The following is a 19,237-nucleotide window of genomic DNA, read 5'->3' on the forward strand; positions in this document are numbered from 1 at the left end:
AAAAAATTAATTACAAATAGGATAGTTTTATCCGAAATAAAAACAACATGGAAACACTACAAAATAATTTACAAAAACCCATTGGTCAATATGTTGCAGACGACTTTAGAACAGCAGCAATATTTTCAAAATACAAGATTGACTTCTGTTGTAATGGTAATAGAACAGTCGCAGAAGCTTGCAATAAAAAAGGCATAGATAGCACTATATTAATGGATGAAATTAATACCGTTTTGAACAACAAAAGAGGTGAAACGATTGATTATAAATCGTGGCCATTAGACTTGTTAGTGGAATATATTGAAAAGAAGCATCACAGATATGTTGAAGAGAAAATCCCAGTATTGCGTCAGTTTTTAGATAAACTTGGTCGTGTGCATGGAGAACGTCATCCAGAATTATTTAAGATCAATGAACTCTTTACTGCTTCGGCTGGTGAGTTAGCTTCACACATGAAAAAGGAAGAACTCATCCTCTTCCCTTTTGTAAAAAAGATGGTAAAAGCAAAATTAGAGAATGGAGCTATACAATCTCCACAGTTCGGTACGGTTGAAAACCCAATTACTATGATGATGGAAGAGCACGATAACGAAGGACAACGTTTTAGAGATATAGCAGAACTTACAGATAATTACAATCCACCAGCAGATGCATGCAATACATACAAAGTTACTTATGCAATGCTCGATGAATTTGAAAAAGATCTGCATTTGCACATTCACTTAGAAAACAATATTTTGTTTCCTGAAGCAATAAAATTAGAACAACAGTTTAGTTAATAGCAAGCCCATATTAAATTTTGTTTCATGAAAAAATCCTAAAATGTTTATCATTAAACATTCTGGGATTTTTCTTTTAAATTACTAAATTTCAAAAAATTGGAAGTTTAAACCTATGCAAAAAACAAATGTTGTAATATGCTTAATTAACTTTATTGTAGCTGCTTTAATGGGTTTGGCATTACGCTATTCTTTTTTAGAATCTGTAGGTGTAAACTATCGGTTTTTAACCCACGCGCACTCTCATGTTGCGATGTTAGGCTGGGTATATTTAATGCTGTACGTCTGTATTGTTCATTATTTTGTGCCAGAAAAAAAGCCAATCTACAATAGGTTATTTTGGTTAACGCAGTTTGCTGTAATTGGCATGATGTTTAGTTTTCCGTTTCAAGGTTATGGTGTTATTTCTATCACATTTTCAACATTGCACATTTTATGCAGTTACTATTTTGTTTATTTAATATGGATACATCACAAAGCAAAATCGAAAGTTACAACATTACTTTTAAAGGCTTCACTCCTATTTATGCTATTATCAACATTAGGAGTTTGGTGCTTGGGTCTTTCAGTAGGGTTGTTGGGTAAAGCCTCAGCTTTTTATCAAATTGCCATACAGTTATTTTTACATTTTCAGTTTAACGGTTGGTTTTTAATAGCAGTTATCGCTATTTTTTTTCACCTACTAAATATTGAATACTCTAAACAATTTAGGCAGTTTTTTAGGTTATTAATAGTATCAACACTATTAACTTTTGCCTTGCCAATTCAATGGTTTGCACCACATAATATATTATTATGGTTTAACGGTGTAGGTGTAATTCTGCAAGTAGTTGCACTATATACGTTTCTTAAACTTATAAAACCCAAATTACACCAAGTGCTAAAAAAGGAAACTAAACTTATATTTTACTTATTCAGTTTTGCAATTTTTGGTTTTATACTAAAAGTCTTATTTCAGCTATTGTCTATCTTACCAGAGTTTTCGCAAGTTGTGTATTCTCATCGTAATTTTGTGATTGGTTTTATTCATTTATTAATGTTGGGTGTAATTTCTGGGTTTTTATTTTCTTTTATTCTGAAAAGTGAATTGATAAACTATTCTAAAACAATATATATTGGCATTTACAGTTTTATTTTGGGTTTTGCATTAACCGAAGTCCTCTTACTTATTCAAGGCATAAAGTTTTACTTAGGAAGCGGAATAATTACAAATTACTATAGCCTGCTATTCCTTTTTAGCATTTTACTGCCTTTAGGCATCAGTTTCCTTTTATTAAATATTATTAAGCACAAAAACATTGAAAACAAGACCTCAAAAACGGCATAAAGCATTACAGCCGTTAAGCAGAGAGCATCATCATGGTTTGTTGTTATCTTGGAAAATTAGATCTGGCTTCAGAAAAAAAATTGATCCAGAACGCATACGAGTTTATGCCTATTGGTTTTTTGCTAACCATTTAATTCCGCATTTTGAAATCGAAGAAACGCACATCTTTCCTATTCTAGATTTAGACCATAAGCTAGTAAAACGTGCTTTGGCAGATCACAGACGCTTAAAACGCTTATTTACTCAAAACGGTGATGCCACAACATTGAATAAAATTGAAGAAGAATTAGAAAGACACATTAGGTTTGAAGAGCGCATTTTATTTCCTGAAATTCAAAAATCAGCTACTGAAACTCAATTGAAACAATTTGAAATCATCCATCAACCAGAAAATTTTGAAGATAAGTTAGATGATGAATTTTGGAGGTAAATAGTTATAACAATTTGGGTATGTAATGTTCTTTAAAGAAATTATATATTCAAATTGGCATTAATAAATTACAAGTATTATTGTAAGTATAACAAACACAAAAGCAGCGATTATTATTCTCCAGAAAATATGTGCTTTAATTAAATCCATAAAAAAATACGTTATTCCTATAAATTTTAATCCGGCTAGTATTAGTATTATTGTTGTAGCATAATTGGTTACATAATTAGAAACAACTGCAGATAATATTGTTAAAATTACTAATACAACTAATGTTATTAATGAACTCTTCATATTAAAAAATTAAATAAATTACTGGGAATAACAATATCCAAATTATGTCGCACATGTGCCAAAATGCAGCACTTGCTTCTATGTTTTCTAAACTAGCTTCAGCACCTTTTTTACGAATATCTAAATACATGATTAGTAATATTACAATTCCAACCAGAACATGAATAACATGAAATAATGTGAGCATCCAATAAAAAGAAAAAAAGTTGTTATAGCCAATAGAATAACCCATTTCAATTTTATCGTAATATTCAAAACCTTTTAATGCTAGAAATAACAGACCACCTAAAACCGTAAGTTTTAAGCAGACAGATGCCTTAGAAATAGCTTGCTGTTTAAAAAAACGAACTGATTGAGCCATAAAAAAGCCACTGACTAATAAAAACAATGTGTTAACAGCTCCTATAGTACTATTTAAAAGTAATCTTGAATTATGAAAAACTTCAGGTTCGCCTTTGCTAGAATATACCATAGCTATCAAAGCCATTCCGAATGTGATCAATTCTAAAAAAATAACTATCCAAATGAGAATTCCTCCAGGCGGATAGTAAATATTTTTATAGTTAATAATTGTTGTTGTTTTCATTTTAATTATCAATATTATAAAAGCCTCCTTTATTGTTTTTTCTTTCAATAGATTGAGCAATAATTAAGTGGGCTACGTTAATCATATTTCTTAACTCGCAGAGTGAAGACATTATAGCAGATTTTTTGTATAATTGTTCAACTTCCTTATAGATAAAGTCCAGATGATCTATTCCCTTTGTTAAGCGATCATTGCTTCTAACAATCCCAACATAATCACGCATTAATGCTTGAAGCTGACTAAGATTATGTGTTATTAATACATGTTCTTTAGGTATATTTGTTCCTTCATCATTCCATTCAGGTATTAAAAAATCATTTGGTTTTTCTGGGTTTTTACTTAAATATTTAAAAATATTATGAGCATACACTAAAGCTTCTAATAATGAATTTGAAGCTAATCTATTTGCTCCATGCAAACCAGTTCTAGTACACTCACCACATGCAAATAGGTTGTTTATAGTAGTTTTTCCGTGTTTATCTACAACAATTCCTCCGCATAGATAATGTGCAGCTGGAACTACAGGAATCCAATCTTTAAGGATATCTATATGATTTTTAAGGCAATGATTATAGATATTTGGGAAATGTTTTTTTAAGGCTTTACTATCTAAATGAGTACAATCTAGAAAAACGAAAGAGTCTCCAGTTTTTTTTAATTCAGAATCTATACTTTGTGACACAATATCTCTAGAAGCCAATTCTCCACGAACATCATAATCCAACATAAACCGATGCCCTTTTTTGTTTTTTAAATGCGCTCCAAAACCTCTTACTGCTTCAGAAATTAAAAAGGAGGTTCCTCCTTTTACATTATATAAAGCCGTAGGATGAAATTGAATAAACTCCATATCTTTAATTTTTGCCTTTGCTCTATATGCCATTGCAATTCCATCTCCAGTAGCTATAATAGGATTTGTTGTATGACCATAAACTGTTCCTATTCCTCCAGTAGCCAATAAGGTGTTTTCAGATTTAATTGTAATAATTTTTCCTGTTTTTTGATTTAAAGCATAAGCACCATAGCAAGATAATTCTTTAGTCTTTTTATTTTTTAGATGGTGTTCTGTAATTAAATCTATTGCAAAATGATGAGATAATAAACTAATATTAGAAAGTTGATGAACCCGTTGCAATAAAGTTCTTTCTATCTCAAAACCAGTAATATCTTTATGATGAACAACTCTATATGCAGAATGGCCACCTTCCTTTCCTAAATCAAAATCTCCTTTGATATTTAAATCAAAATTGGCTCCCCAATTTATAAGCTCTGAAAGCCTTGTAGGACCTTCTTTTACAACCATTTCTACTACTGATGGATCACTTAGACCATCTCCTGCTACAAGGGTATCTTGTATATGTTGCTTAAAAGAATCGGCTTCATTGTCTAATACAACTGCCACACCTCCTTGCGCATATTTAGTGTTAGATTCGTCTTCATTACCTTTTGTAACAATAATGATTCTTTTATTTGGAAACCTTTCTGCCATTTTAACAGCAAAAGTAAGTCCTGCAACACCAGCTCCTATTATTAAATAATTGGTTTTAATCATCTTAAACGGATAATTCTAACATGCGTTGAATTGGAACTAATGCTTTTTCCATAACCTCCTTAGAAACCTGTATTTGAGGACTTTCATCCCTTAAACAATTGTAAAGTTTCTCTAAAGTATTTACTTTCATAAAAGCACATTCACTACAAGCACAAGTATTGTCTTCTTTTGCAGGTGCAGGAATTAATTCTGTATTTGGAACTTCTTGTTTCATTTTATACAAAATACCAGCTTCGGTAGCAACAATAAACCCTTTGTCTGAGTTTTCTTTAACATAGTTTATCATTCCTGCTGTAGAGCCTATATAAGTTGCTGTTTTTAAAATGTGTTCTTGGGATTCTGGATGCGCAATAATTATATATTTTGGATATTTTTTATGAAGCTCAATTAGCTTTTCTATTGAAAAAGCTTCATGTACTACGCAACTACCATCCCATAATAACATTTCTCTACCTGTTTGACTCATAATATACTTTCCTAAGTTTCTATCTGGAGCAAAAATTATGGACTTATCTTTAGGAATAGAGTTTACAATTTTCAGTGCGTTAGAAGAGGTACAAACAATATCTGTTAGTGCTTTTACTTCAGCGCTACAATTTATATAAGTAATAACAGTATGGTTAGGATGTGCTTTTACAAAACTCTCAAAAGTATCTGCTGGACAAGAATCTGCCAAGGAACAACCTGCGTTTAAATCTGGTAATACAACTATTTTATCTGGATTTAAAATTTTTGCAGTTTCTGCCATAAAATGCACACCTGCAAAGACAATAATGTTGGCATCAGTTTTTACTGCTTGTTGCGATAAGCCCAAACTATCTCCAACATAATCTGCAATATCTTGGATATCTTGATTTTGATAATAATGTGCTAAAATCACAGCATTTTTCTCTTTTTTAAGCTTTATTATTTTTTCTTGTAGTGTCATTTTTTAACTATTGATTTAAGTATAGTTGAAAGTTCCATAAATGCTTTAAAAAATGCTATTAATAATGTGATGACTAGTTATTGTATTAGTATGCTGCATAGCCTTAACTTTGATGCTTAATTTTCTCATACAACTTTACAAGAGATTGCAATAACTCTACAGGAGTAGTAAGGATTTGGTAGTGATTTTGCCCAAACATTTGTGGTAAATAATATTTGGCTTGGGCTTCTATAGCGAGTGCATACGAATTTATTTGGCGTTCGTTTAATTCTCTTAAGGCTTGCTTAACATCATTAATACCATACTTTCCTTCATATTTATCGTAATCATTTGGTTTACCATCCGATATTAAAATCACCCATTTGTTTTTGGTACTTCTTTTATCTAACAAAGCACCAGAATGACGCAAAGCAGCACCAATGCGAGTATAGCCGCTTGGTTCTACAGCTCCTACTCTATGTTTTGCTGTTTTCCAATCATCATCAAAACCTTTAAGTGTTAGATATGTAGAGTGATTTCGTGTTTTTGAGTAAAAACAATCTATAGAAAAATCGATATTAAACTCATCTAAAATTTCACCAAACAAAATAGACACCTGCTTTTCTACATCTATCACACGGTTTCCGGCTGCGTAACCATCACTAGACAAGCTAACATCTAAAAGTAGTAAAATAGACAAGTCTTTTTCTTTTTTTCGTTTAGACAAATAAATTTTTTCTGAAGGTGTATGTCCCGATTTCACGTCTATAAACAAATCGGTTATCGCATCAATATCAAATTCTTCGCCTTGTGTTTGCCTTTTTTTCTGCTGGTATTTATTATTGACTGTTGCTAGCATTTTTCGTAAACCAACTAACGTAGATCTATTATCGTTTAAGGTTTTTTTATAGTAATCTACATCTGTTTGCAACTGAGTTTTAGGATATACTTTACAGAAATCCTCCTTATAACGTCTATCTGCATAATTCCATTCGTCATAAGTTATATGATGTCCAGAACTATCATGTTCAGCGCTTTCTGCAATTGTAGTATTCTCAGTAAATTCTGCTTGATATACTGAATGTGCAGTATCATCTACACGAACTGTATGTTTCATATTTACCTCATCTAAAGCATTAGAATGATCTTCTAAATCATCATCACCATCCATATCTCTAAAATTTCCACCAAACTCTTCTGCTGTTTCTACCTTTTCAAATTGATGTTGCAATACAGCATCTTCCATTTGTTTTTGGTCTATCTGTACAGATATAATCTCTTCTACAGCTTTTGATTTGATAATTGTTTTAGCTTGATCTTGATTGGCTTCCTTAACCTTATCTGTGAAATTTTTTAACTGTTTATTGGTATCATCGTTAGGTGTATCTTTCATCCATTTTCCATAGATAAACGAATAATCTGCTGGTTGTTTTGAAGTTTCTAAACTTTTATAATGCGAAGTGAATTTGTTATAATAACTTTCAGCTATTGGAAATTGTTCAAATAAATTCTGAAGTACTTTTATTGCAGTTTCTTCTGCTTTTTTTTGAGATTCTTTTAAATCATGTTCTACATTATCCTTCCAGTTTAAACCTAAATTTTTTTGAACAGATAAGTACAAGATTCTGAATAAATAAAAGGAAACATTCTCTTCTATTGTAGATAAATCATAGAATTTAACAGGTAAGAAAAAGTTGTTGTTTTTATAACCCCCTTCTCTTTCTGCTTCAAATATTTCAATAGCTTCTCCAGTAATAGCACGAGCAAAAATGGTTAAACGTGGTTTGAGGTCACTTAAATAAACAGCATGCTCTAATGCTGCTTCTTTTTTCCTTTTTCGTTTTTTAAAAAAGAAAGCAAACTTCGTAAAAATATATTCATCTGGTTCGAACTCAAACATTTCTTTTAATATTCAGTGGTTACATCTGTAAATTAAAACGGTGTACTAATTATATCATTAAATCACTTAAATCTTTTAGAGCCTGAATAACTTCTAAATCGTCTGTTAGAGGTTCTACAACTGCAACATGCACTGCTAATCTTTTTGGTAAGCCTGTATGAATTAATTTAGCAGCATCTACCAATAATCTGGTTGAAACGGTTTCAGTTAAACCTAATTCTGTTAGATTTCTAATTTTAGTTGCAATGTTTACCAATTTTTTAGCCACGTCTGGCTGAATTCCGGTTTCAGATACTACTATTTGTGCTTCTAATTTTTCCGTAGGATAATCAAAAGAAATAGCTACAAAACGCTGTCTCGTAGAAGGCTTAAGCTCTTTAAAACCGCGTTGATATCCTGGATTAAACGAAGCGACGAGCATAAAATTCTCATGCGCTTTAATTGTTTTTCCTAACTTATCAATAAATAATTCTCTACGATGATCTGTTAATGAGTGAATGGCTACAATAACATCTGGTCTTGCTTCTGCAATTTCATCTAAATATAAAATATGCCCTTCTTTAACTGCTGTAGTTAAAGGGCCATCTAACCAAACTGTTTCTGCTCCTTTAATAATAAACCGTCCTATTAAATCGGTAGATGATGTTTCTTCATGACAGGAAATAGTAATTAATTTAGTGTCTAATTCATAAGCCATAAACTCAATAAATCTTGACTTTCCGGTTCCTGTTGGGCCTTTTAACAAAAAAGGAATCTTACACTTATAGGTATGTTTAAAAATGGTGATTTCCTTTTCAACTGCTTGATAAAATGGTTTACTCATTTTGTGTTTTTATTACGGATTATACCAATTTAATTATTAAATATCACATTCAAACTCGTTAATTTTATAGTCAAATTAATATTAAAAAAACCAGAGTCAATCTTCCTTTAAAATTTCGACTCTGGCTTATTTAAAAATTTAATTATCTAGACTTACTGTACTGTATGTGAAAATAATTTAGGTTTAAAGGTAATCATCACCCAAGCCCAAGAATTGTTTTCATCTTTATCTCCACCTTTTATAATCTCCATAGTATCAGTTGCAAACATTTTAGAATACCCAGCATTTAAGTTAATATCATTTGCTAATTTATAACCAACCGTTAGGTCTATTTCTGTACCTAGATTGTTATCCATTTTTTCTGTCCCATTAAATACATTTCCAGCAGTTGAGAAGACGTGAGGTGTTATTTTAGCAGAAAACTTGTTTTTCTTATAGCCAATTGACCCATAAATATCAGTTAAGCCTACATTATTTGCGTAATTACCAACATAAAAATAATCCATAAAACCATTAAATTTATGATTTGTACCAAATAATGGCGCAAAAGATTTTATATCAGTATCTGTATCGTCCATGTCTTTACCAGAAAGATATTCTGCGCCAATACCAATATTAAAATTGTCATTTATATTATAAGTAACATCTCCTGCAAAATAAGAGGCACTAACATTTGTATCTAACGACTTCCCTAATTGGAAATAGGCAGCAGTATTTGCTGAAAACTTACCAGATTTATAAGTCAATCTTGGACCAACTGTCTGCATGTAATCAATGGTTTGCTTTTCGTTAGACATCCCTTCATTCTCTAAATACTCAATTCCTGTATTTAAAGCTAAAACACTTAATTCAAATTTATCGAAACTTCCATGATACCATGCGTATTGAAATGATTTATATCCAGCAGCATTACTGTATAAGTTATCTATATTAGATTGTGAATCTGAATTTAAGGCTAAACCAACATCTAATCTATGATTAGCATTAGGTACATATTTAAACAAAAAGGCATCATGGCTTCTTGCTTGTTGTGTCCAACCTACATCACCAAAAATTCTATGGTCATCATAGACTATTTCTTGACGTCCAAATTTAAAAGACACTTTACTATTTAGCTTATATGTTGCCCAAGCTTCTTGTAATGCTGTTGCTTTATCATCGCTAGACAAAGTACCTACATCTCCCCAAACTCTAATATTTTGAAAGACGACTTTGAAAGTCATATTCTCATTAACAAATCCAAAATTTAATCGTGTTCGTTGAGAGACAAAATCAGCACCCTCTTCGTCAGTATTTAACAGTGTACCGTAGCCCTGTCTACTTTCATAACGTGGTCTTAACTCTGCTGATAAGTCAAATTGTTGGGCAAAAGAGTTTAAGGCCATTAACAAGGTAATGGTGAAACAAACTATATGTTTTTTCATTTTTTCTAATTTTTTTAATCTGTAGATGATGTATCTAAGGCTTCATCTGTTGGTTTTCCATGCTTGTAAAAGTCAATGAAATAGAGAATAATCCCTGTCATGAATAATGTTGCACAAATAATAAGTACGATGAAATGAATTTCAACTTCTTTTTGAACCTCCATAAACTCCATTTTCATTTTTCGTTCTAAATATACTTGAACAACACCAGCGACTCCAAAAGCAACTGTCATACCTATCATACCAATATTAGACATCCAAAATGCCATTCGTCCTCTAGTACTTTCATAGAGTTTTCTTCCGGTCATATTTGGTAAACTGTAACTAATAATAGCCAATACAATCATAGCATAAGCTCCCCAAAATGCAAGGTGACCATGCATTGCGGTAACTAATGTTCCGTGTGTATATAAGTTTGTTTGTGGTAAGGTATGAGCAAATCCTAATAATCCTGCTCCTATAAAAGATACAATTGCAGCTCCCAATGTCCAGTATAATGCTAATTTATTAGGATGCTTCTTTTCTCCTTTTCGGTACATATTAACTGCAAACAGTGCCATTGCTAAAAAGGCTAATGGTTCTAGTGCAGAGAAAACACCACCAACTATTAACCAAACTTTATTTACTCCTATATAATAGTAGTGATGTCCTGTACCTAATACACCAGATAAGAATGTTAAACCTACAATTACATACAGCCATTTCTCAATAACTTCTCTATCAACACCAGTGAGTTTTATAAGTAAGAATGATAAAATACCACCCATAATTAATTCCCAAACACCTTCTACCCAAAGATGAACAACCCACCATCTAAAGAATGAATCCTTTACTTGGCTATCAAATGGTAACATTCCAGGTAGGTATAATAATGCTGCAAACAATAATCCCATAGAAAGCACTAAAGCTGTTGTTGTTCTACGCTTTCCTTTAAATAATGTCGTTAAAATGAGTCCTAAAAATAAGAGTACATTAGCTACAACCAAATAATCTAAAGGTCTAGGTATTTCTAAGAACTTACGACCTTCCCAATAATTAAAATGATAACCAACAATTGCGGTTACACCAACTAATGCTAAACTAATTAATTGTACATAGGCTAGTTTAACGCTTACTAATTCTCGTTGTGCTTCTTCTGGAATAATATAATAGGCCGCTCCCATAAAACCAGATAATAGCCAAACTACTAATAAGTTTGTATGAACAGCTCTTGCTGTATTGAAAGGAATAATATCATGAAGACCATCAAATCCTGCATGTGCAAATCCCATTATAAAACCATATATAATTTGAAGTCCAAATAACAACATTGAAAGGGCAAAAAACCAATACGCTACTTTTTGTGATTTATATTTCATTTGTTCTCTTTTTAGTTATTGTCTTTTGCTAAAGGTGAAACTACTGTGTCAAACCCATTTAAATCTATATCTCCTATCCAATCAAAAAATTCAATTAGATCTAAAGCTTCTTCTTCAGAAAAACCATAAGCTACCATTTTTCTTCCATTAGGTGCCCAGTCCACAGGTGTCATTAAAACGGCTTTAATATAACCTTCGCCTCTTCTTTCGATTACTTTTGTTAATTCTGGAGCGTAATAAGCTCCTTCCCCTAAAATTGTATGACAACCCATACAATTATTCTCTTCCCAAAGGTTTTTTCCTCTCACAACTGCTTCTGTGATGTTTCCATCATTAGATTGGTCCTGAGCTTTACTAAAAGAAAAAATAGTTAGTCCAATAAATATCAGAAAAGTGACTACTGTTCCTCCAAGAAAAAAAGCACGCGCTTGTTTTTTTGATAACATATTATTTAGTTTTGATTAGTATTATTTTTTATTTGTTAATTCTAGAATGGTCTTAATGGTTTCTTTGTTGTCAACACCTAAACCTTCTTGTTGGTGTACTAATTCACCTTTGGTATTAAACACGCTTATTATATTTGAGTGTGAAAAATCTAGAGGTGATATTTGTTTGTATTTTACAGCTAAAACATTGGCGAATTCTCTAACACCACTTACGGTTCCTTGAAGAAAAGTCCATTGTTTACCATCCATAAGGTTTTCTTTTGCAAAAGTTTTTAAACGCTCTGGCGTATCTGTTTCTGGGTCAATACTTACCAATACAAAGTTTAAATTCTTTTGATTCTCTTTAGGAATTTGCGCTTCAATATTTCTCATATCTGCAACTAAACGTGGGCACGCAGCTTTGCACGTTGTGTAGATCATTACCATAACCAAGGTTTTCCCTTTTAAATCTTCAAGCTGAATGGTTTCTCCTTCTTCAGTGTTCCATCTTGATGTTAAGTTGAAAATTGATTCATCTGAAATTTCGTTATCATCTACTATTTTTGAAGCTTTGTTTTCAACTAATTTTAAATCCATTTTACAAATAGGACAGCTACCAGCTTCTGAATAAGTTTTATCTCCTTCGCATTGCATAGGACATTGATAAACTGCTAATTCTTGTTGCTTATTTTTAGACGCATTAGAATTGCAAGAAACTATAGTTAAAAGCAATATAAATACAGAGGTAATTATTTTTAAGTGTTTCATTTTTAGTCTTTAATATCTTTAACGCATCTAAATCCTAAATTTTTTAAAGCATATTTTGCTTTTACGCTGCCTCTAATGGCGTAACGCATAAAAGCTGCATAATTCATTAAATCGGTAGCGCCAATTGCAGCACTTCCACAAAATAAATTACTATCATTATCAACATCTTTTCTAGATTCACCAGAAACTAAAACCGAATTAAAATCTATTGTCCATTCCCAAACCAAACCATGTAAATCGTAAACTCCCCAATAATTTTTAAAGGTTGAGCCAATCTCATTATTGAAGGTTTTTGGTTTTTCGTACCAGCTTAAGATGTATTTATTATACGTTTCTAAAGTTCTAGCATCTGCCATGGATTCGTTAGACATTGCAACATATTCCCATTCGTCTATAGTTGGTAAGCGTTTACCTTGGCATTCGCAATAATCGTTTGCAACAAACCAAGAAACATTAGTAATAGGTGCTTTTAAAGCTTTGTTTTTTCCTAGAATAGTATCAGAATCCCAGCTAGCTAAATAATTATCGTCTGCAAATAACTTTTTAATTATAGAGCGTTGCCATTTGGGTTTCTTTTTAACAAATTCTAAAAACTCTTTATTTGTTACAGGATAGACATCCATTTGAAAATCATCAATTGTCACTTTTAGAGAATCTCTACCATAAAGCGGAATATAACTTCCGCCTTTAATAGAAACCATTTTAGACTGACTTTGAGCTATTGCCATTGTAAGTAATAAAGAAATACTCAATGTCAGTCTTAAAACAGTTTTCATGTATTCATATTTATTTTTCTTAACTGACGCATGCTGTTCGCTATTAATCATTCTCTTAGGTGATAATGCTTTTAACATGCTCTTTTTATTTTTGCTATTAATCTTTAATTATAGTTTAGTGACCACTTTTAATAGCTTCTACTTGGGATTTAGTAACATTTGTTTTGTTATTACCCCAAGAATTATAGATATATGTCATTACATCTGCTATCTCATCATTGCTAATAGCTTGTCTTGTCATTACACTGTTATATACCTCTCCATTTACAGTAATCTCACCTTTTTTTCCTTTAAGAATAATACTAATAGCTCTATTTACATCAGCATTTAAATAATCTGATTTTGCTAAAGGTGGAAAAGCGCTTGGAATACCCTGTCCTTCTGCTTGATGACAAGCAAAACAGGTTTGCATATATATATTCTTACCAGATTCCATTTTTTCTGCTAAACTCTTGTCTGAAGATGCTACTACTGCATTAGCCTTACCATCGTCTGGCATTTCTTGAATTCCGCCACCTTCTGGTTGATAAATTCCTTCTTGAACTATACCAGAGTATATTTTTTTATTTTCTTCTCCTTCTACTTTAAGCATTCCTAAAGCACCTTTATTAAATGCTCTAAAAATAGAGTGATCTACCAAAATAAAAGTTCCGGGAACATCTACTCTAAACTCAACTATTGCAGCTCCTCCTGCAGGAACCAATGTAGTTTGTACATTTTCATTAATTGCGCTACCTCCTTCAACATGAACTTTGTCAAAAATTTCACCAATTACATGGAATGACGATACTAAATTAGGACCACCATTACCAACATATAAACGAACAGTTTCACCAACATTTGCAGTTATAGCATTGTCTCCAGTTAAAGCACCTACGCTACCATTAAATACAACATAGTCAGCATCTTCATCAACTGCTTTTTGCATATCGAATGCTTGTAGGCCAGGATCTCCGTTTTCTCCTTTGGTATAAAAATCACCTTGCATGATATAATATTCTTTATCTACTTGAGGTAAGCCTCCTTCAGGTTCAACTAAAATTAAACCATACATGCCATTAGCAATATGCATTCCAACTGGTGCAGTAGCACAATGATATACATACAAACCAGGATTTAAGGTTTTAAAATTGAATTTTTTTTCATGTCCTGGTGCTACAAAAGAAGATGTTGCTCCACCACCTGGTCCTGTTACGGCATGCAAATCGATGTTGTGAGGCAATTTATTGTCTGGATGGTTAGATAGCGTAAATTCTACCTCATCACCAACTCTAGTTCTAATAAAACTTCCTGGAACAGAACCTCCAAATGTCCAATAATTATAAGTTGTACCATCAGTCATGGTGCCTTCTTTTTCAAGAATTTCCATATTGACAATTAATTTTTTTGCTTTTCGTGTTCCTACACTTCTGGGAACGTTTGGCGGAGAGGTTAGCTCTGCAATCATTTCTCTGCTTACAGGAATATCAGCTGTATCTGAGTGCTCTTGCTGATTATTCTCTTTACAAGAGGTAAAAAAGAGCGTGCCAATCAATACTGTACTAAGTAATACGTTTAATTTTTTCATATTGGTTAATGTTATAGTTTGTTTCAAAATACAATTAAAAAGTCTTTTTTTAAATAGGATAAAACTGTCCTATTATAATGTCAAAAATAGCATGATGTTAGTGTAAAAAACATGACTTTTATCAGTAAAAAAAAATATTTCCGAACTCCTTTTCATTATAGTTAAACCACTTAAATTATCAATAAAAAAACGGAATGTTATAAATAATTTGCAGTTATAAAAAATGTAATAATGCTTGATTAATGTTTTACTTTTTCAATTCAAAAAGTCAATCAAAAAATGAATGATTTCTTACTTACTGTATCTTTTAGTGCATTCATATTTTTCTCAAACTCGCAAAACGCAAGTGTAGAAAAATCTACCTTCGGAATTCAAACAGGTTTTTTGGTAATTTGATCTAAACTATATAATTTCATTGCTTTACGTAATTAATTGGGTCTAGATACAGGTCTTTGGGGAGGAGGTATTTATGACAAAACTGGTTTTATATTAGTGCCTGCAATTACTTTAGAACCGCGTTGGTATTACCATCTCAATAAAAGAGAATGCAAATCGAGACGCATCGATGGTAATAACGGAAACTATTTCTATAAAAACGATTTGTCATCCAGATATTATTGTTCTCTTTAATACTAATTTAGACAACATCAATTTTATTAGTGATATATCTATAATTCCGACTTGCGGAATTAGAAGGAATGTTGGAAATCATTTTACATACGAAACCGGTATTGGAGTTGGATACGTACACTATTTTGAGGAAGAGACTATAATTATAAATGATGCAAGTGGAGCTGCTATAAATCTACATTTAAGAATTGGTTACAGATTTTTGATTCTTTTTCTGGAAATCATTAAACCTCAACTCAAAATAATATTGTAAACACTCCTACTTGTTACATTTATCAATGCTCTTTCTTTCTTTATTTTTGTTTTAAAATCAAATAAGACAGAATTTTAATGATCGGCAGTAATATATAGATCATAAATGGTAACAATAGGAGATCACAAAATAAAACGCCAAAGAATTTAAACTTTGGCGTTTTAACTTGATGTTAAATAACACTAACTAAAAAGCATCAAGATTTACATTTTAAAGGTCATTACTGGTAAGGTTGAATGATTTGCAATATCTTCAGAAATACTGCCTTCAAAGAAATGTGCTAACCCTTTTCTACCATGAGTAGCCACAGCTATAACATCTGCTCCAGTAAGATTAGCAAAGTTCAAAATTCCTTTTTCTACGGAGTAATCTGAAACCACATTGACATTAGACAGATTTTCTAAATCGCCATCTGCTTTTTTCAAAAAATTAGAAACGAGTTTATCTATTTCAGATGAACTTTTAAAGTTACCATCTGGAGAATTTACATAGACTAGATGCATTTTTGCACCAAGTTTTTCAAATGTTTTTTTTGCTTTTAGGTAAGATGATACAGCGTCTTCAGAGAAATCACTAGCAAACACTCCGTTTTCAAAATCAAACAAGATAGGGTTGTGCTTTATGATTAAAACTGGTATTTCAGAATGTCTAACTACTTTCTCAGTATTAGATCCCACTAAGACTTCTTTAATTCCGCTTACGCCATGAGATCCCATAACAATTAAATTGGCATCATTCTCCTTAGCAACATCATTGACTTCGCTCCACACTTTAAAGTGCTTAATAATAGGTGTAACATTAATACCTTCTAAATAAGGCTTGTCTAAAAAGGTTTCAATTTTTTTTTCGGCAAGTTTTAAATAAAACACAGCTTCTTCATTAAGAGAATCATTTCCTGCTGTTAAGATAGCATCAGATAATTCTAACATGTGCAAAACTATAAGTTCAGCTTCATATTTCTTAGCTATATTAGAAGCAGCTTCTAGTGCAAATTCTGAATGTTCTGAGAAGTCTATGGGTACAATAATTCGTTGCATAATGTTGTTTGTTTTTAAATTGTCATTGAAAATAATTGGGTGTCAGGCTTTTTACGTTGTAACAACAAATCGAAAGCCATACATATATTTCTAATAAAAGGTTTCCCTTTATCAGTTACGCTAACTTGCTTTCTTTTAAACTCAAGTAATCCGTCTTGTTCGAATTCTTTAAGTTTTATAAGGATTTCTTGTAATTCTGGGAAGGTCATTTTTTCATTTAACCAAGAGGTTTTAAAATGACACATAAGATTTAAAATGTGCTGTCTAATTACCAAATCCTCATCGCTTAACATATGACCTCTATAAACCGGAATAATCCCTTCTTCAATTAAATGATAATAGTCTTCTATAGATTTTACATTCTGTGCAAACCCATACCAACTATCACTAATGGAAGATACACCTATACCAATCATGGCTTGGGTTTTTGAAGCCGTATAGCCCATGAAATTTCGATGTAAGGTTTGGTTTTGCATTGCTTTATAAAGTGAATCCTTTTTTAAGGCAAAATGATCCATCCCTATTTCTATATAACCAGCCAATTCTAAAAGGTGTTTCCCTGTTTCATATTGTTGACGCTTAGAGTCACCTGAAGGCAAATCTTCATCTTTAAAACCACGTTGTCCATTTCCTTTTATCCAAGGTACATGTGCATAACTGTAAAATGCTATACGATCTGGCATTAAAGATTCGGTCTTCTTAATAGTTGTAATGACATCAGCTTCTGTCTGAAATGGTAACCCGAAGATAATATCATGCCCTATTGATGTATAACCTATCTCTCTTGCTAATTCGGTTGCACGTTTTACATTTTCAAAAGGCTGTACGCGATTAATCGCTTTTTGAACTTTCAAATTATAATCTTGTACACCATAACTTACACGTCTAAAACCTAAGTCGAATAGGGTTTGTAAGTGGGATTCGGTTGTATTATTAGGATGACCTTCAAAACTAAATTCATAATTTTCAGCAAGTTCTGAGACCTTTAAAAGTTCAGAAATTAAAAATTTTAAGTTTTCTGGTGAAAAAAAAGTAGGTGTTCCACCTCCAAGATGCAATTCTTTAATCTTTGGTTTTACACCAAATAAATTTCGATATAAACTCCATTCTTTTATGAGTGCTTTTATATAAGGCAACTCTACTTCGTGACGTTTGGTAATACGTTTGTGGCAACCACAAAAGGTGCACAAACTTTCGCAAAAAGGTAAATGCAAGTATAAACTAAGCCCTTCGTTTGTATTACTTTCTTCAAAAGATTGCCGTACAGAATTCTTCCATTGTTGCAGTGAAAACGTATTGACATCCCAATACGGCACCGTAGGATAACTCGTATAGCGTGGACCTGCAACGTTGTATTTATTTACTAAAGAATGACACATACCTTTGAATTGATACTCAAAATTACTAGTAAGCCATGGTTTAAAACATGATATTTGTCATATCCACTATAAAAGAAGCTATGAAGAATGCGTTTCGAACTTGCATGAACGCTTTTATCTACTTAACTTTACTACAAACTAAAAATAACTGGCAATGAAAAACTTAAAATTAATAGCACTTGCTCTTTCTGTTGTATTTGCAACGTCTTGTAAAGAGAATAAAACCGAAACTGAAGACACTATAAAAACTGAGATAGAAGAGATTGTAAAAGAAAATTCTACGGAGAAAAAATTATCGATTACGCTCTCCCCAAAAAGTGATAGTAATGTAGAGGGTACTATTAATTTTACTGATAAAAATGGGTTGGTAACTATGGTTGGTACTATTACAGGATTAAAAGAAGGTGAGCATGCGATTCATATTCACGAAAAAGCAGATTGCTCTTCGGTAGATGGTAAATCTTCTGGTGGACATTGGAATCCTACAGTACAACCTCATGGTGCTTGGGGAGATGCAACAGGTTACCACAAAGGTGATATTGGCAATTTTAAAACCAATGCTAATGGTAGAGCGACAATAACAAAAACAACAGACGAATGGTGTATAGGTTGTGGTGATGACACTAAAGATATATTAGGGAAAGCTGTTATTGTACACATTGGTGTGGATGATTTAAAATCGCAACCATCTGGTGCTGCTGGTGCTCGTGTTGGTTGTGCCGGAATAATTGAATAAATAACTAACAGTTAGGACCATCGAGTAATAAGTTTTCTCATTTATGTGAAAAATCCTAACAAAACTTAGGTTATAGTTAATATACCAGAGCCTACCGTTTGAAGTTAAAACCCAACAAAGAAAAGCTATATTAAATTTGAAACCACTTTGTGAAGACTTGGTGGTTTTTTTTAATTAAGATAATACTGTTTTACTATTTGCTTATTGTACCTTAATAGTTTCGAAACCATTAGTGATATGGACTTTTCATACACTAAACGTGTATATGGATATTTGATACTATACC

The 19,237-nt window shown here is 32.0% G+C and carries 19 protein-coding genes; 5 read left to right on the top strand and 14 right to left on the bottom strand.

Going from position 1 to position 19,237, the window contains the following annotated elements; translation table 11 throughout:
- Nucleotides 1-47: 47 nt before the first annotated feature.
- The 3 genes from ric to AAC053_RS09715 all read left to right on the top strand — a co-directional run bounded on the left by ric (nt 48) and on the right by AAC053_RS09715 (nt 2,536).
- The gene (gene ric / locus AAC053_RS09705; RefSeq protein WP_339755743.1) at nt 48-779 is read left to right on the top strand and encodes an iron-sulfur cluster repair di-iron protein; all 732 of its coding nucleotides are present in this window, start codon (nt 48-50) and stop codon (nt 777-779) included.
- 115 nt (nt 780-894) lie between these two features.
- Nucleotides 895-2,106: a hypothetical protein gene (locus AAC053_RS09710; RefSeq protein ID WP_339755745.1), complete on the top strand. Its 1,212-nt coding sequence runs from the start codon at nt 895-897 to the stop codon at nt 2,104-2,106.
- The gene (locus AAC053_RS09715; protein ID WP_339755746.1) at nt 2,078-2,536 is read left to right on the top strand and encodes a hemerythrin domain-containing protein; all 459 of its coding nucleotides are present in this window, start codon (nt 2,078-2,080) and stop codon (nt 2,534-2,536) included. Before AAC053_RS09710 ends, AAC053_RS09715 begins: the two co-directional genes overlap by 29 nt.
- Nucleotides 2,537-2,596: 60 nt before the next feature.
- Here AAC053_RS09715 and AAC053_RS09720 read toward each other — a convergent pair whose 3' ends face one another.
- From AAC053_RS09720 to nirK, 12 genes are all read right to left on the bottom strand, one after another.
- Nucleotides 2,597-2,830: a cytochrome C oxidase subunit IV family protein gene (locus AAC053_RS09720; RefSeq protein WP_339755748.1), complete on the bottom strand. Its 234-nt coding sequence runs from the start codon at nt 2,828-2,830 to the stop codon at nt 2,597-2,599.
- Nucleotide 2,831: 1 nt separating this feature from the next.
- On the bottom strand, nt 2,832-3,416 hold the full coding sequence (locus AAC053_RS09725) for a cytochrome c oxidase subunit 3 (RefSeq protein WP_339755750.1): 585 nt from the start codon (nt 3,414-3,416) through the stop codon (nt 2,832-2,834).
- Nucleotide 3,417: 1 nt separating this feature from the next.
- Nucleotides 3,418-4,968, bottom strand: a complete 1,551-nt coding sequence (nadB, locus tag AAC053_RS09730; RefSeq protein WP_339755751.1) for an L-aspartate oxidase — start codon at nt 4,966-4,968, stop codon at nt 3,418-3,420.
- Nucleotide 4,969: 1 nt separating this feature from the next.
- A complete protein-coding gene (nadA, locus tag AAC053_RS09735; protein WP_339755753.1) occupies nt 4,970-5,896 on the bottom strand; it encodes a quinolinate synthase NadA in 927 nt (308 codons plus the stop codon).
- Nucleotides 5,897-5,999: 103 nt separating this feature from the next.
- Nucleotides 6,000-7,775: a VWA domain-containing protein gene (locus AAC053_RS09740; RefSeq protein ID WP_339755755.1), complete on the bottom strand. Its 1,776-nt coding sequence runs from the start codon at nt 7,773-7,775 to the stop codon at nt 6,000-6,002.
- Nucleotides 7,776-7,824: 49 nt separating this feature from the next.
- Entirely contained in the window at nt 7,825-8,598 is a 774-nt protein-coding gene (locus AAC053_RS09745) for a CbbQ/NirQ/NorQ/GpvN family protein (protein ID WP_339755757.1), read from the bottom strand.
- 152 nt (nt 8,599-8,750) lie between these two features.
- On the bottom strand, nt 8,751-10,022 hold the full coding sequence (locus AAC053_RS09750; RefSeq protein ID WP_339755759.1) for an alginate export family protein: 1,272 nt from the start codon (nt 10,020-10,022) through the stop codon (nt 8,751-8,753).
- Between the two features lie 14 nt (nt 10,023-10,036).
- Nucleotides 10,037-11,380 carry a cbb3-type cytochrome c oxidase subunit I gene (locus AAC053_RS09755; RefSeq protein WP_339755761.1) on the bottom strand — a complete coding sequence of 448 codons (1,344 nt, stop codon included), beginning with the start codon at nt 11,378-11,380 and terminating at the stop codon, nt 10,037-10,039.
- 11 nt (nt 11,381-11,391) lie between these two features.
- Nucleotides 11,392-11,826: a cytochrome c gene (locus AAC053_RS09760; RefSeq protein ID WP_339755763.1), complete on the bottom strand. Its 435-nt coding sequence runs from the start codon at nt 11,824-11,826 to the stop codon at nt 11,392-11,394.
- 21 nt (nt 11,827-11,847) lie between these two features.
- Nucleotides 11,848-12,573, bottom strand: a complete 726-nt coding sequence (locus tag AAC053_RS09765) for an SCO family protein (protein WP_339755765.1) — start codon at nt 12,571-12,573, stop codon at nt 11,848-11,850.
- Nucleotides 12,574-12,575: 2 nt separating this feature from the next.
- Nucleotides 12,576-13,301, bottom strand: coding sequence for a formylglycine-generating enzyme family protein (locus AAC053_RS09770; RefSeq protein WP_339755777.1), 726 nt, complete (start codon nt 13,299-13,301; stop codon nt 12,576-12,578).
- Between the two features lie 163 nt (nt 13,302-13,464).
- The gene (nirK, locus tag AAC053_RS09775) at nt 13,465-14,916 is read right to left on the bottom strand and encodes a copper-containing nitrite reductase (protein ID WP_339755767.1); all 1,452 of its coding nucleotides are present in this window, start codon (nt 14,914-14,916) and stop codon (nt 13,465-13,467) included.
- A 565-nt stretch (nt 14,917-15,481) separates the two neighbouring features.
- Between nirK and AAC053_RS09780 the strand changes: the two genes are divergently transcribed.
- Entirely contained in the window at nt 15,482-15,799 is a 318-nt protein-coding gene (locus AAC053_RS09780; RefSeq protein WP_339755769.1) for a hypothetical protein, read from the top strand.
- 203 nt (nt 15,800-16,002) lie between these two features.
- On the opposite strand, the gene AAC053_RS09785 is transcribed toward AAC053_RS09780, so the two are convergent.
- Both AAC053_RS09785 and hemN read right to left on the bottom strand, forming a co-directional pair.
- Nucleotides 16,003-16,836 (bottom strand): universal stress protein, encoded by an 834-nt coding sequence (locus AAC053_RS09785; protein ID WP_339755771.1) that lies wholly within the window; start codon nt 16,834-16,836, stop codon nt 16,003-16,005.
- A 14-nt stretch (nt 16,837-16,850) separates the two neighbouring features.
- Nucleotides 16,851-18,215 (bottom strand): oxygen-independent coproporphyrinogen III oxidase, encoded by a 1,365-nt coding sequence (hemN, locus tag AAC053_RS09790; RefSeq protein WP_339755773.1) that lies wholly within the window; start codon nt 18,213-18,215, stop codon nt 16,851-16,853.
- Between the two features lie 154 nt (nt 18,216-18,369).
- Between hemN and AAC053_RS09795 the strand changes: the two genes are divergently transcribed.
- Nucleotides 18,370-18,951, top strand: coding sequence for a superoxide dismutase family protein (locus AAC053_RS09795; protein ID WP_339755775.1), 582 nt, complete (start codon nt 18,370-18,372; stop codon nt 18,949-18,951).
- The last annotated feature ends 286 nt before the right edge of the window (nt 18,952-19,237 follow it).

The organism is uncultured Winogradskyella sp. (assembly GCF_963975125.1).
GTDB lineage: Bacteria > Bacteroidota > Bacteroidia > Flavobacteriales > Flavobacteriaceae > Winogradskyella.

Coding starts and splice junctions, on each gene's coding strand:
- AAC053_RS09745 (WP_339755757.1), bottom strand. CDS start 8,598: ATGAGTAAACCATTTTATCAAGCAGTTGAAAAGGAAATCACCATTTTT.
- hemN (WP_339755773.1), bottom strand. CDS start 18,215: ATGTGTCATTCTTTAGTAAATAAATACAACGTTGCAGGTCCACGCTAT.
- AAC053_RS09720 (WP_339755748.1), bottom strand. CDS start 2,830: ATGAAGAGTTCATTAATAACATTAGTTGTATTAGTAATTTTAACAATA.
- AAC053_RS09750 (WP_339755759.1), bottom strand. CDS start 10,022: ATGAAAAAACATATAGTTTGTTTCACCATTACCTTGTTAATGGCCTTA.
- AAC053_RS09770 (WP_339755777.1), bottom strand. CDS start 13,301: ATGGCAATAGCTCAAAGTCAGTCTAAAATGGTTTCTATTAAAGGCGGA.
- nadB (WP_339755751.1), bottom strand. CDS start 4,968: ATGATTAAAACCAATTATTTAATAATAGGAGCTGGTGTTGCAGGACTT.
- AAC053_RS09795 (WP_339755775.1), top strand. CDS start 18,370: ATGAAAAACTTAAAATTAATAGCACTTGCTCTTTCTGTTGTATTTGCA.
- nirK (WP_339755767.1), bottom strand. CDS start 14,916: ATGAAAAAATTAAACGTATTACTTAGTACAGTATTGATTGGCACGCTC.
- AAC053_RS09760 (WP_339755763.1), bottom strand. CDS start 11,826: ATGTTATCAAAAAAACAAGCGCGTGCTTTTTTTCTTGGAGGAACAGTA.
- AAC053_RS09755 (WP_339755761.1), bottom strand. CDS start 11,380: ATGAAATATAAATCACAAAAAGTAGCGTATTGGTTTTTTGCCCTTTCA.
- AAC053_RS09725 (WP_339755750.1), bottom strand. CDS start 3,416: ATGAAAACAACAACAATTATTAACTATAAAAATATTTACTATCCGCCT.
- AAC053_RS09785 (WP_339755771.1), bottom strand. CDS start 16,836: ATGCAACGAATTATTGTACCCATAGACTTCTCAGAACATTCAGAATTT.
- AAC053_RS09780 (WP_339755769.1), top strand. CDS start 15,482: ATGGTAATAACGGAAACTATTTCTATAAAAACGATTTGTCATCCAGAT.
- AAC053_RS09740 (WP_339755755.1), bottom strand. CDS start 7,775: ATGTTTGAGTTCGAACCAGATGAATATATTTTTACGAAGTTTGCTTTC.
- AAC053_RS09710 (WP_339755745.1), top strand. CDS start 895: ATGCAAAAAACAAATGTTGTAATATGCTTAATTAACTTTATTGTAGCT.
- nadA (WP_339755753.1), bottom strand. CDS start 5,896: ATGACACTACAAGAAAAAATAATAAAGCTTAAAAAAGAGAAAAATGCT.
- AAC053_RS09765 (WP_339755765.1), bottom strand. CDS start 12,573: ATGAAACACTTAAAAATAATTACCTCTGTATTTATATTGCTTTTAACT.
- ric (WP_339755743.1), top strand. CDS start 48: ATGGAAACACTACAAAATAATTTACAAAAACCCATTGGTCAATATGTT.